Raw genomic sequence first — 12782 nt, forward strand, 5'->3', positions numbered from 1 at the left:
GCCTCGACCGAGACCGCCATGGTCTTCGGCGAGCTGTACCGCAACGGCGCCGAGTGGAAGTTCCGCGCCATCGGCCAGGGCTACGCCTCCGGCCTCGAGGGCATCGCCCGCGACTTCGGCGTCGGGCTCTGAGGATTCGGTCCTGACACCCGGCCGGCGGCGAGCGCGGTCAACCCGCGTGGCGCTCGCCGCTCGGCCGGTGCGGAAATGGGGCGTGACAAGCGGTTTCATGTCCCGAACAGTTCGATCGTCCGTGTTAGCGTCGGATACACCCGGCAATACGGACATCTCACAGAAGCGAGCAGATGAGACGCGCGAAGCGCAAATACCGATTACCCAACCCGCCCCGAGCTGATCGCGGCTTTCCCTCCACGGGGGTGACGCCGTGCTCACCGCGCTGAGTGTTGGACTCGGTGTTCTCGTCGTCCTGGCGATTACCGCGCTGACCGGCTACTTCGTGGCCCAGGAATTCGCGTACATGGCCGTGGACCGCTCGCGGCTCAAGGCCCGCGCCGAAGCCGGGGACGCGGCGTCCGGCCGCGCCCTGGCGGTGACCAGACGGACCTCGTTCATGCTGTCCGGCGCGCAACTCGGCATCACCGTGACCGGTCTGCTGGTCGGTTACGTCGCCGAACCGCTCATCGGTCGCGGCCTCGGCGAACTGCTGGGCGGGGTGGGCGTGCCGACCGGCGTCGGCATCGCGGTGGGCGCGATCCTGGCCGTGCTGTTCTCGACCGTCGTGCAGATGGTCTTCGGCGAGCTGTTCCCGAAGAACCTCGCCATCGCTCGTCCCGAACCGGTGGCCCGGGCCCTGGCGCTGTCGACGACCATGTACCTGAAGGTCTTCGGCTGGCTCATCAAGCTTTTCGACCAGTCGGCCAACGTGCTGCTGCGCGCGCTGCGCATCGAACCGGTCCACGATGTCGAGCATTCGGCGACCCCGAGGGATCTCGAACACATCGTCGCGGCCTCGCGCAACGCGGGCGAATTGCCCCCGGAGTTGTCGACGCTGCTGGACCGCATACTCGACTTCCCCACGCGCACCGCCGAGCACGCGATGATCCCCCGCGCCCGGGTGGATGTCGTCGCGGCCGGGGACACGGTGGGCGCGGTGCGCGATCGCATGAGCACCGGCCACACCCGCTACCCGGTGACCGGGGAGACCAGCGACGACCTGCGCGGCATCATTCATCTGCACGACCTGCTGGACGTCGACCCGGACGAGCGCGCGGGTCAGCACTGCCGCGAGGCGGTCATGGTGCCCGAGTCGCTGTCGCTGCCCGATGTCGTCACCGCGATCACCGCCGCGAAAAAGGAAATGGCCCTGGTCATCGACGAGTACGGCGGCTTCGCGGGCGTGGTCACCATCGAGGACATCGCCGAGGAACTGGTCGGCGAGATCGACGACGAACACGATCCGGAAGTCAACGACGACGTGGTGCCGGTCGACGGCGGCTGGCTCGTCGCCGGCGACCTGCACCTGGACGAGGTGTCGAGGCTGTTGAACCTCGAACTGCCCGAGGGGGATTACGAAACCCTGGCCGGATTGGTGATCACGCGTTTCGGCGGCCTGCCCGAGGTCGGCGACACCGTGGAGATCGAGCTCGAACCCGAGGCGTCCGAACTCCTGGCCGAACATCCGCGCCGGCGGACGGTGCTGGCGCGGGTGCGGCAGGTGCACAAGCGGGTGCCCTCGCGCGTGCTGATCACCCCGGCGGTCGACGCGGAGGTGAGTGGCGATGAGTAATCCCTGGGTCGTGGTGGTCATCACCATCGGATTGATCAGCGCCAGCGCGTTCTTCGTCGCGGTGGAATTCGCGCTCATCGCGGCGCGCAAGCATCGGCTCGAGGACGCGGCCGCGACCAGCGCTCCGGCGCGGGCCGCGCTGCGCAGCGCCTCGGAACTGTCGGTGCTGCTGGCGGGGTCGCAGCTGGGCATCACGGTGTGCACGCTGGCGCTCGGCGCCATCACCAAACCCGCCGTGCACCACTGGATCACCCCGCTCATCGAGACGCTGGGCGCGCCGCTGTGGCTGGCGGACGTCGCCGGTTTCGTGCTCGCCCTGATCGTCGTGACGTTCCTGCACCTGGTGGTGGGGGAGATGGCGCCCAAGTCGTGGGCGATCGCGCATCCCGAGCGATCGGCCATTCTGCTGGCGCTGCCGATGCGCGCGTTCATGTGGCTCACCCGGCCGCTGCTGTCCGCGCTCAACCGGCTCGCGAACTGGTGCCTGGTGCGCGTGGGCGTCACCCCGGTCGACGAGGTCGACGCGGGTCAGGACCCCGCCGCGCTACGGCATCTGATCGAGCACTCCGCCACCGCGGGCACGCTCGACGAGCGCTATCGCGGAAACCTCACCGCGGCACTCGAACTCGAAGCGCTGACCGTCGGTGACATCGTGCGCCCGAACACCGACCCGAGCGCCGTGGCGCCGGATGCGGACGCGCGCACGATCCAGCGGGTCTCGCGCTCGACGGGGCATCTGCGCCTGTTCGTGCGCGAAGGCGACGAACTGATCGGCGTGCTGCACGTGCGCGACAGTCTGGGCGTGCCCGACACCACCGTGGCGCGTGATCTCATGCGCCCGGTGCTGCGCTTCGACGCGGCTCTGCCGGTCTACGAGGCCCTGGGCGTCATGCGCGAGACCCGCGGTCACATCGGCGTCGTCGCTGGACCCGGCGGCCTGATCGGGCTCGTCACCCTCACCGACGTGCTCGAGCGGCTGCTCCCCGCGGCGGCGGTCTGACAAGTCCATATCCACTGTTCCACAAGATATTTCGACGAGAAGACAGGTTGAGTTCGTGATCACGCTCAGAAAAGAAGACGGTGCCGCCGATCTCGCGGGCATCAGCAAGATGAGTGTCGGCGTCAGCTGGGACCCCTCGGCCGGCGCCAGCGGCGGGCTGCTCGGCATCGCCCGGCGGAAGAAGGGCGTGGATCTGGATCTGATCGCGATTCTGATGCAGGGCAGCGAACCGGTGCGGTTCGCGGGCCTGGATTCGCTGGATCCGCTGGGCAACGGGTCGGTGCTGCACAGCGGCGACGAGCAGACCGGCGCGGCCGCGGGTGACGACGAGACCGTGCACGTGACCTTCGCCGACGTGCCCGGCGGCATCGACTCGATCGTGTTCGTCGCGGCCGCGTTCAAGAAGGGCTCGAGCTTCGAGAAGGCGAACAACGTCTCGTTCAAGATCTACGACGCGACCGGCGGCGGCACCCAGCAGGTGGCCGACATCTGGCCGTCGCTGCTGGGCGGGGACAACGCCAACGCCATCGCCCGCGCGTTCCGCAACGGCCCGGCCTGGCAGCTCGAGGTCGTCGATCGCAAGGGCAAGATCAAGCAGGGTGACATGCAGGCCCTGCTGCGCTTCGCCCTGCAGTAGCCCGGAGACGCGCAAAGGCCCTGCCCGCCGATCTCGCTCGCGGGCAGGGCCTTTCGGGGTCGATCGTCAGTGCACCGACTCAGATTCGGCCGCCGCCCGGGCCTTGCGGGTGGCGATCGAGCGCTTGACCACCTCGTACACGATCGGCAGCACCGATATGGCCACGATCACCAGGAAGATCAGGTCGATGTTGTCGCGCACCGCGGCGATCTGACCGAGCAGGTAGCCCAGGTAGGTCAGGCCCGAGCCCCACAGCACGCCGCCGATGATGTTGTAGGTCACGAAGACCCGGTACTTCATCTTGGCCGCGCCGGCCACGACCGGCGCGAAGGTGCGCACGATGGGCACGAAGCGCGCCAGCACGATGGTGATGGGCCCGTGTTTGACGAAGAACGCGTGCGATTCGTCGATGTAGGACTTCTTGAAGAAGCGGGCGTCGTCGCTCTTGAACAGCGCGGTGCCGCCGCGCGCGCCGATGAGATATCCGACCTGATCGCCCGCGATGGCGGCGAGCGGAATCAGGATGAGCAGCACCTCGATCGGCGCGAAGGGCTCGATCTCGGTCGATTTGGAGGCCGCGATCAATCCGGCGGTGAACAGCAGCGAGTCACCGGGCAGCAGCGGGAACAGCAGGCCGGATTCGATGAAGACGACCGCGAGCAGGCCGACCAGCATCCAGGTGCCGAAGGAGTTGAGCAGGTTCACCGGGTCCAGGAAGCCCGGTAGCAGTGCGAGATTCGTGGTGGTCGAATCCATCGCGGTGGTAATCGTCGTCATCTGCTCCGCCGTTCGGTGCTCGTCGATCGGGCGGGCCGGGTGTGGTCGATTGCCACGTGCTTGGTCTCCTTCGGATGTTTCATTACGCCGAGAACAGGGTCGATGCCCTGCCGGTGAGACCCCCGCGCGGCGACCACACAGGCCGATCGGACATGCCGCGCCCCACCTGCAGGCCACAGTAGCACGCGGCACTGTAAGGTTGTCCGGGTGCGAACGGCGCCCGCACGGGCCCGTGATCGTGGTTCGGACGCCGGACGGTGACTCGGATCGCTGTATGGTTGAGATCTTTCGAGGATGGAGGTGCTGATGCCGGAGGGCCTGGTCAGAATCGGAGAACTCGCCACCCGTGCCGAGGTCAGCTCCCGCACCATCGACTACTACACCAGCCTGGGACTGCTCGTTCCCGCCGAACGCACCGCGGGCAACTACCGGATGTACGATCCGGCCGACGTCGAGCGCATCCACCTCATCCAGACCCTGGAGGCGCAGGGCATCTCGCTCGAGGAGATCGCCAAGGCGCTCAATTCCCAGCCCGACGACGTCGCCGAGATGCTGGCCCGCATAGACACCGACCTCAAGTCGCTGCAAACCGCCGCCGAGGTCGCCCCCAGCGAGATGAACGGGCTGCTCAGCATTATCGCGGCCCGGGTGCAGTCGCTGCTGACCGTCGCTCTGCAACTCCCGCCCGACTTGCCGATGCTCTGACCCGGGTGGTCGCTCGCTGACGTCCGCGGCGGTGCACCCGGATCTTGCTGCCGTGCACTGACTTCCGTCCGAGCCGGTCCGGGTCGGCTTCCGGCCGTTGTGGATTCACTCCACCGTGTCGAGCGGCGGCGCGCTAGGCCAGTGCGAGGAAAAGCTTCTCCAGTTCGGCCTCGGTCAGCGGCTCGCGCCCCTCGGCGCCCTCGCCCGTGAGGCATTCGCGCAGGCCGCTGGCCACGATCTTGAACCCCGCGCGGTCGAGGGCGCGCGAGACCGCCGCGAGCTGGGTGACCACGTCCTTGCAGTCGCGCCCCTGTTCGATCATGGTGATGACCCCGGCGAGCTGACCCTGTGCGCGGCGCAGCCGATTGAGAACCGCGGCGGTGGCTTGTTCGTCGCCGACCATCTCTGCCTCCTGAGCAGTGGATCCGGGCTGTTCCGGCCAGCCCGACTATCGAATAAAGATACCCCTAGGGGTATGCCAACGACCTCCTCCGTGTCGGAACTCACCGGCCGGGTAAGGCTCGGGGGAGGCGGGGATCACGTACTCGAAGTATACCCCCGGGGGTATGGTCGAAGTCGAGTCGGATACCCCAGGGGGTATGAACAGCGCGGGTCTTCCCCGCGAGGAGGTGCGAGATGAAGGTTGTGATCGTCGGTGGTGTGGCCGGTGGCATGTCGGCTGCGACGCGACTGCGGCGGCTCGACGAGACCGCGGAGATCGTGGTGCTCGAGCGCGGCGCGCACGTGTCGTTCGCCAATTGCGGACTGCCGTACTACGTCGGCGGGGTGATCGAGGAGCGCGAGGCGCTGCTTTTGCAGACCCCCGAGTTGCTCGCCGCGCGCTTCCGCCTGGATGTGCGGGTGCGGCACGAGGCCGTCGCGATCGACCCGGCCGCGCGCATCGTGCGGGTGCGGGACCTGGATTCGGGCCGGGAGTCGACCGAGTCCTATGACGAGCTGGTGCTCAGCACCGGCGCCTCGGCGATCGTGCCGCCCCTGCCCGGCGTGGAGCGCGCCCTGGTCCTGCGCGATGTCGCGGACGTGGATCGCCTGGCCGACGCGGCCGGGCGGGCGCGGACCGCCGTCGTCGTCGGCGCGGGATTCATCGGCGTCGAAATGGCCGAGAACCTCACCCGCCGTGGCATTTCGACCACCGTGGTCGAGCGCGGCGATCAGGTGCTCGGCCCGCTGGATCCGGAGATGGCGGCCCCGGTCGCGGCCGAGATGCGCGGGCGCGGAATCCGATTGGAGACGGGCGTCGAACTCGAGCGTATCGACGCCGACAGCGTGACGCTGTCCGATCAGCGCGTGGTGCCGGCCGAGCTGGTGGTCATGGCGATCGGGGTGCGCCCGGAGAGCGCCCTGGCGCGCGCGGCCGGGCTGGAGATCGGTTCCGGCGGCGGCATCGTCGTCGACGATCGGCTGCGTACGTCCGCGCCCCACGTCTACGCGGTCGGCGACGTGGTCGAGAAGCGGGACGCGGTGAGCGGCCAGGGCGCGCTGATTCCGTTGGCCAACACGGCGAATCGCCAGGGTCGTTCGGTCGCCGACATCATCGCCGGGCTGCCCGTGACCGACCCGCCCGCCCGGGGCACCGCCATCGTCGGCGTCTTCGAGCTCACCGCGGCCATGACGGGCTGGAGCGAGAAGCGCCTGGTGGCGGCCGGTCGGCCCTACCGTGCGCTGCACGCCCATCCGATGGCGCACGCCGGGTACTACCCGGGCGCCCGGGCACTGTCGATCAAACTGCTGGTCGATCCCGAGACCGATGAGATCCTGGGCGCGCAGGCGGTCGGCGGCGACGGTGTCGACAAGCGGATCGACGTGCTGGCCACCGCGATGGCCGGCGGCATCCGCGCCTCGCGCCTGCTCGATCTCGAACTCGCGTACGCGCCGCAGTTCGGCTCGGCCAAGGATCCGGTGAACATGCTCGGGTACATGGCCGACAACCTGCGCACCGGCGGCGTGCGCACCGCGCAGTGGCACGAGGTCGACAAGGCCGTCGCGAACGGCGCACAGCTGGTCGACGTGCGCTCGCCGGGGGAGTTCGAGGGTGGCTCGATTCCGGGTGCCCGCAACATCCCGCTGGACGAGCTGCGCGAGCGCGCGGACGAGATCCCCGCCGGTCCCGTGCTCGCGTTCTGTCAGGTCGGGCAGCGCGGCAACAGCGCCACCCGGCTGCTCACCCAGCTGGGCCGGGACGCGGTGAATCTCGACGGCGGCTACCGCACCTGGCACGCCGGCACCGCCGGGTGATTTCCGCGGCGCGAAAGCCGGACGGCCGCAACCGATCAGCGGCCGCGTTCCCGAACGATATCGACCAATCAGGAGACGAACCCCCATGTGTCAGCGAATCACCTGCCGCACCTGCGGCAAACCCGGTTTCACCGGGTGCGGAAACCACGTCGAGCAGGTCCTGGGCGACGTGCCGAAGGCGGGCCGCTGCGCGTGCGCGGCCGAACGGCCCGGGCGCAAGCTGTGGCCCTTCGGCCGCTAGCCGCCCGCCTTCGTTCAATCAATGATTGAACTACCGATTGAAACATGTTCTACTTCTGTCCGATCGGGAAGCCGCCGTTGGCATCTCGACGTCGAAGGAGAACTGAACGATGACCGGACGATTGACCGGACGGGTGGCCCTGATCAGCGGAGCGGCGTCGGGGATGGGCGCCTCGCACGCGCGGGCCTTCATCGCCGAGGGCGCCGCGGTGATGCTGGGCGATATCGCCGATGACGCCGCGGCCCGGCTGGCCGCCGAACTCGGCGACCGCGCCGCGTCCGTGCACCTGGACGTCACCCGCCTCGCCGACTGGGAGGCGGCGGTCGCGGCCACCGTGGACCGCTTCGGCGCGCTCAACGTGCTGGTCAACAACGCGGGCATTCTCGACGGCGGCCCGCTCGGCACGTACACCGAAAAACAGTGGAACAACATCATCGCCATCAATCTCACCGGCCCGTTCCTGGGCCTGACCGCGGCGCGGGATGCCCTCGTGGCCGCGGCCCCGGCGTCGGTCGTGAACATCTCCTCGGCCGCCGGGATCCAGGGCGTCCCCGGAGTGCACGGCTACACCGCGTCGAAGTTCGGCGTGCGCGGGCTCACCAAGTCGGCCGCCCTGGAGTTGGCCCCGCACGGCGTCCGCGTGAATTCCGTGCACCCCGGCGGCATCCTGACCCCGATGCTCGGCGCGCCCGAGGACGCCCCTGTCGATCGCGCCGCGAATCCCCTCGCCCGCTTGGGTTCTCCCGCCGAGGTGACCCCGATGGTCGTGTTCCTGGCGAGCGAGGAGTCGAGCTACTGCAACGGGGCGGAGTTCGTGGTCGACGGCGGAATGACAGCGGGCCGAGCCTGAGGCCGGTTTCCTCAGTGTGCGACGGGTAGGTTCGCCGCCGATGCGGTCACTACCTCCGCGGCCGCGCGTTGCCCGGCCTCGATCGCGCCGTCTATGTAGCCCGTCCAGGTCACCGCGGTCTCGGATCCGGCCCAGTGCAGGGGGCCGACCGGTGTGCGCAGCGCCCGGCCGAAGCTGGTCAGGGCCTGGGGTGTGGTGAACGCCCCGTAGCAGCCACGGGTGTATTCCTCTGCGGCCCAATCCTGTTCGATGTAGTCGATGGGGTCGGCGGCGGCCGGCCCGAAGTACCCCGTCAGGTCGTCGATCACCTGCTGTCTCCGTTCGGCGGGCGACATGCGGGCGGCGACGTCGGCGGCGCGGCCCTCGAAGAACCCGACCAGCACCCCGGGGGTCCCGTCCGGGGGCGTGTTGTCGAACACCGTGCTGATCAAGCGCAGGTCGCTGTTGGCCTGTCCGCTGAACCCGTCGGCGCGCCAGAACGGCGTCGCGTATACGGTATTGGTCTTGATGACCCGCCCGGCGGGCATGCGCTGCATCAGCATCACACGGTCCGTGGGCAGAGCCGGTGTGTAGCGCACGCGATCGTTGAGCGCCTGCGGCACCGCGACGATCGCGTGCCGGGCCCGCACCTCGATCCCGTCGGCGGTCACCCGCACGCCGTCGTCGCTCCACTCGATCCGCTCGACCGGCTGGGCGAGCCGCACCCGATCGCCCAGGCGCGCGGCGAGTTCGACGGCGATGCGTTCGGTGCCGCCGACCACGCGATCCTGTTGCGCGCCACCGCGCGTCTCGATGAGGGCGTCCAGGCCGCCCGCCGCCGAGATGTACGACAGGGCCCACAGCGCGGAGAGGTCCTCCGGTTCGGTGGCGAACACCGCCAGGGTGAGAATCCGCATGAATCCGCGCCCGCGCGCGGTGTGGAAGTGAGCCCGAATCCAGCCCCCGAAGGTCTGCGCGTCGAGTTCCTCGGCGTGTTTGGCGTCCCAGGGCCGGGCCGGGTCGATCGCCGCGGCGGCGCGTGCGATCCGGTGCTGTCCCAGCGCGAGATCGGCGAGCGTGAACGGACTCAACCGCGGAATGCGCCCGGTGTATGTGGTTCGCGCACCGCACAATTCGACGATGTTGCGGCCCCGGTCGTAGGTGGGGTGGGTGGTCAGTCCCAGCTCGGCCACCAGCGCCAGCGCGCGATGCTGGGTGGGGCCGATCCACTGCCCGCCCACTTCGATGGGTGATCCGCCGGGTAGTCGTGCGTTGAGCAACCGGCCGCCGACGCGGTCGCGCGCCTCCAGCACCACCGTCTCGCGCCCGGCCGCCACCAGATCTCGTGCGGCCACGAGCCCGGACACCCCCGCGCCGACGACCACCGCGTCCGTCTCGATCACTCGCATATCCATGGGGGACCACCTCTCACATACAGAGTGTATCTCGCATACACACTGTATGTGATATCCATGACGTATGAGTGCTGTCAAGAGCAGGCGCGAGGAATACGCGCAGAGCACCCGGGAAGCGCTGGTGCGTTCGGGCGCGGCGCTGTTCGCCGATCGGCCGTTCGCGGACGTGTCCGCCGAGGAACTCGTCGCCGCGGCGGGGTTGAGCCGGGGCGCGCTCTATCACCACTTCGGCGGCAAGCAGGGCCTGTTCGCGGCGGTGTTCGCGGATCTGGAGAACGCCGCCGCCGAACGCATCGCCGCCGCCATGAGCGCGCCGCCGGGCCTGCGCGAGAAAACCATCGCCGGGATGAACACCTTCCTCGACGTCTGCACCGAGCGCGACTACCGCCAGATCGTGCTGGTGCAGGGCCCGACGGTGCTGGGCTGGGATCGCTGGCGCGAACTCGACCGCCTGTCCCTGTCGGGCCTGCTGGTCGCCCAGGTCGAATTGCTGAAAGAGCAAGGGCTGACCGGCTTCTCGCCCGAGCTCGTGGCCGCCATGTTCTACGGCGGCCTGACCGACATGTCGTTCGTGCTGGCCGCGTCGGACGACCCCGCCCGTGCCCGTGACGAAGCCGGTCGCATGCTCGAACGCCTGCTCGACAGCCTCGGCCCGGCCTGAGGGGTTGCCGGGTTCGCCAAATGTTCTGTGAATCAACCGCTCTACGTCGCCGGGCCACGCTGCGCTGATATTTGCTGATTGATTGCTAGCCTGGCGCTGGGTCGCTCGCGCGCGGTCGCCGCCTCGAGCGCCCCGTCCGCGATCGCCGCACCGTAGAGAGGCCGACATGGGATTCGCCAGCTACTACACCGGTTCCAGCGCCGACGGCTTCCTGGCCGATGACAACAGCTCGCTGGACTGGCTCGAATCCCGCGACACCGATCCCGACGGCCCGCTCGGCTACAACGCCTTCATCGCCGACGTGGGCGCGATCGTCATGGGCGCCAACACCTATCAGTGGGTGATCGACCACGACCCCGCCGCCTGGCCCTACGACGTGCCCGCGTGGATCATCACCCACCAGCGCTTCGCGACCCGCAGCGACCGCGACATCCGGTTCGGCAGCGGCCCGATTCCGGAGATCTACGCCGAACTCGAGCAGGCCGCGGCCGGGCGCAAGATCTGGGTGGTCGGCGGCGGGAACCTCGCCGCCCAGTTCGCCGCCCACGATCTGCTGGACGAGATCATCGTCTCCTACGCCCCGGTCACCCTCGGCTCCGGAATTCCCCTGCTGCCCTGGCGGGTCGAGCTCAACACGGTCGAGGCGACCCAGAACGGCGAGCTGGTCTGCGTGCGTTACGAGGTCGTCCGCGAGTGAGTCCGGCGATCGCCGCCGCGCCCGTATTTTCCTCACCGTGAATCCAATGCGCTCAAGAGAAACTTCAGTATTCGTGTAGGGACTCTTGGCGATTGGAAGTCGCGGAATATCGCCCGGTCGCGCCTAGCCTCCTTGGAGATACGCAGGACGGCAGAAGGACGCATCATCGCGATGAGGATAAAACGATTCCGCACGCTCATGGCAACGGGCACGGTGGCCATTGCCCTCGCGACGGCGCTGACCGCCTGCGGTGGCTCGGGTTCGTCGGGAAATGGCCCGGCCGGTGACCCGGTTTTCGGTGGCACGCTGAAGTTCTACGACCCGATCGAGTACACGGCCTGGCTGCCGACGAATTCGATCTGGTCCAACAGCCAGGTCACCAACAACCTGGCCGAGCGCCTGACCTGGCAGGATCCCGAGACCGGTGAGATCAAGCCGTGGCTGGCGAAGTCGTGGACGATCAGCGACGACAAATTGACCTACACGTTCACATTGCGCGAGGGCGTGACCTTCAGCAATGGCGATCCGGTCGATGCCGCGGTGGTGAAGGCCAATTACGATCAGCACGGACTGGGCGACAAGGCGCTGGGAATTCCCCCGGACCGCTTCTTCTCCGATTACAAGTCCACCGAGGTGATCGATCCGCTCACCGTGCGGGTCTCGTTCACCAAACCGAATGTGGGCTTCCTGCAGGTGGCTTCGTTCTATCGCGCGGGGTCGATTCTGGCCAAGCCTTTCCTGGCGCAGGATCTGAACGGCCAGGGGCAGGCCAAGAATTGGATCGGCTCCGGTCCCTTCGTGATCGAGTCGGTGCAGGGCACCACCGGCATCACTCTGAAGCGCCGCGAGGACTACAACTGGGCGCCCGAGGGCGCGGGCCACCAGGGCCGGGCGTACCTGGAGAAGGTCGTGTTCAAGACCGTGCCCGAGGCCGGTACCCGCGTCGGCGCGCTGAAGTCCGGCGAGGCGCACATCGCCCGCAACATCGCCCCGTACGACGAGGAGACGGTCACCGCCGGCGGCGGCGTCATCGAGGCGTTCCCGGTGCAGGGCCAGACCAACAAGCTCTCGTTCCAACTGGATTCGGTCACCCCGATCCTGGACAAGAACGTGCGCCTGGCCCTGCAGGCCGCCACCAACCGGCAGGAGATCAACGAGACGGTCCTGTCGCCCAGTTACCCGGTGCCGAAATCGATTCTGGTGCAGGGCACTCCGAACCGCGGCGACTCCTCCCGCTTCCTCGCCTACGACCTGGACAAGGCGAAGTCGCTGCTGGATGCGGCGGGCTGGCGGCCCGGCGGCGACGGCATCCGCGTCAAGGACGGCAAGCGCCTGCAGCTCGACATCTGGGTCGCGCCGTACTACCAGGTCGCCCAGCCCGTGCAGGAACTGCTGCAGTCGCAGTGGCGCAAGGCCGGCGTCGAACTGAAGATCAACGCGACCTCGCTGACCGACTACGAGGCCACTCAGCTCGCGCGCCCGGACAATTGGGCACTGGTGCAGGGCCAGACCTCGCGCGCGGAAGCCGACGTGCTGCGCACGGCCTTCGACAGTGGCGCCACCAACGAGCTGCACGCCAATACCCCCGACGCCAAGCTCGACGAGCTCGTCCGGGCGCAGGCGTTCGAATTCGATCCGGCCAAGCGCACCGCCGCCATCCAGGCCATCGAGGATCACCTGTTCGGCGAGGGCTACGTGATTCCGCTGTACGACGAGACCCAGGTCTTCGGCCTGGCCCCGTCGGTGCACGGCTTCAGCACCGAGTCCACGGCCCGCACCTGGCTGTACGACACCTGGATCGCCGAGTAGGCGGGAGC

At 68.6% G+C, this 12782-nt stretch carries 14 protein-coding genes; 11 read left to right on the forward strand and 3 right to left on the reverse strand.

Annotated elements, in window-relative coordinates; genetic code table 11:
* The 4 genes from ACWDOP_RS34160 to ACWDOP_RS34175 all read left to right on the forward strand — a co-directional run.
* Positions 1-132: TerD family protein (locus ACWDOP_RS34160; protein WP_456348411.1), on the forward strand; the 132-nt coding region annotated here is incomplete at its 5' end.
* A gap of 253 nt (positions 133-385) precedes the next feature.
* On the forward strand, positions 386-1747 hold the full coding sequence (locus ACWDOP_RS34165; protein ID WP_456348359.1) for a hemolysin family protein: 1362 nt from the start codon (positions 386-388) through the stop codon (positions 1745-1747).
* On the forward strand, positions 1740-2747 hold the full coding sequence (locus ACWDOP_RS34170; protein ID WP_454205112.1) for a hemolysin family protein: 1008 nt from the start codon (positions 1740-1742) through the stop codon (positions 2745-2747). The genes ACWDOP_RS34165 and ACWDOP_RS34170 overlap by 8 nt, the downstream gene beginning before the upstream one ends.
* Before the next feature lie 55 nt (positions 2748-2802).
* Positions 2803-3384 carry a TerD family protein gene (locus ACWDOP_RS34175; RefSeq protein ID WP_454205113.1) on the forward strand — a complete coding sequence of 194 codons (582 nt, stop codon included), beginning with the start codon at positions 2803-2805 and terminating at the stop codon, positions 3382-3384.
* A 66-nt stretch (positions 3385-3450) separates the two neighbouring features.
* On the opposite strand, the gene ACWDOP_RS34180 is transcribed toward ACWDOP_RS34175, so the two are convergent.
* On the reverse strand, positions 3451-4161 hold the full coding sequence (locus tag ACWDOP_RS34180) for a VTT domain-containing protein (RefSeq protein ID WP_456348360.1): 711 nt from the start codon (positions 4159-4161) through the stop codon (positions 3451-3453).
* A gap of 294 nt (positions 4162-4455) precedes the next feature.
* On the opposite strand from ACWDOP_RS34180, the gene ACWDOP_RS34185 reads away from it, so the two are divergent.
* Entirely contained in the window at positions 4456-4866 is a 411-nt protein-coding gene (locus ACWDOP_RS34185) for a MerR family transcriptional regulator (protein WP_456348361.1), read from the forward strand.
* Positions 4867-4999: 133 nt separating this feature from the next.
* Here the strand turns inward: ACWDOP_RS34185 and ACWDOP_RS34190 are convergent, their stop codons facing one another.
* Positions 5000-5269 carry a metal-sensitive transcriptional regulator gene (locus ACWDOP_RS34190; protein ID WP_354986153.1) on the reverse strand — a complete coding sequence of 90 codons (270 nt, stop codon included), beginning with the start codon at positions 5267-5269 and terminating at the stop codon, positions 5000-5002.
* A 233-nt stretch (positions 5270-5502) separates the two neighbouring features.
* Here ACWDOP_RS34190 and ACWDOP_RS34195 point away from each other — a divergent pair, with 233 nt between their 5' ends.
* The 3 genes from ACWDOP_RS34195 (at position 5503) to ACWDOP_RS34205 (ending at position 8213) form a co-directional block, all read left to right on the forward strand.
* On the forward strand, positions 5503-7122 hold the full coding sequence (locus tag ACWDOP_RS34195) for an FAD-dependent oxidoreductase (protein ID WP_456348362.1): 1620 nt from the start codon (positions 5503-5505) through the stop codon (positions 7120-7122).
* A gap of 85 nt (positions 7123-7207) precedes the next feature.
* Positions 7208-7363 carry a hypothetical protein gene (locus tag ACWDOP_RS34200; protein WP_456348363.1) on the forward strand — a complete coding sequence of 52 codons (156 nt, stop codon included), beginning with the start codon at positions 7208-7210 and terminating at the stop codon, positions 7361-7363.
* 109 nt (positions 7364-7472) lie between these two features.
* Positions 7473-8213, forward strand: a complete 741-nt coding sequence (locus ACWDOP_RS34205) for an SDR family oxidoreductase (protein WP_456348364.1) — start codon at positions 7473-7475, stop codon at positions 8211-8213.
* An 11-nt stretch (positions 8214-8224) separates the two neighbouring features.
* Here the strand turns inward: ACWDOP_RS34205 and ACWDOP_RS34210 are convergent, their stop codons facing one another.
* Entirely contained in the window at positions 8225-9607 is a 1383-nt protein-coding gene (locus ACWDOP_RS34210; RefSeq protein WP_456348365.1) for a flavin monoamine oxidase family protein, read from the reverse strand.
* Between the two features lie 64 nt (positions 9608-9671).
* Here ACWDOP_RS34210 and ACWDOP_RS34215 point away from each other — a divergent pair, with 64 nt between their 5' ends.
* From ACWDOP_RS34215 to ACWDOP_RS34225, 3 genes are all read left to right on the forward strand, one after another.
* Positions 9672-10268: a TetR/AcrR family transcriptional regulator gene (locus tag ACWDOP_RS34215; protein ID WP_454205120.1), complete on the forward strand. Its 597-nt coding sequence runs from the start codon at positions 9672-9674 to the stop codon at positions 10266-10268.
* A 166-nt stretch (positions 10269-10434) separates the two neighbouring features.
* Complete coding sequence (locus tag ACWDOP_RS34220; protein ID WP_454205121.1) at positions 10435-10965, forward strand: dihydrofolate reductase family protein; 531 nt, start codon at positions 10435-10437, stop codon at positions 10963-10965.
* A gap of 171 nt (positions 10966-11136) precedes the next feature.
* On the forward strand, positions 11137-12774 hold the full coding sequence (locus ACWDOP_RS34225; RefSeq protein WP_456348366.1) for an ABC transporter substrate-binding protein: 1638 nt from the start codon (positions 11137-11139) through the stop codon (positions 12772-12774).
* The last annotated feature ends 8 nt before the right edge of the window (positions 12775-12782 follow it).

The organism is Nocardia sp. NPDC003693 (assembly GCF_053981095.1).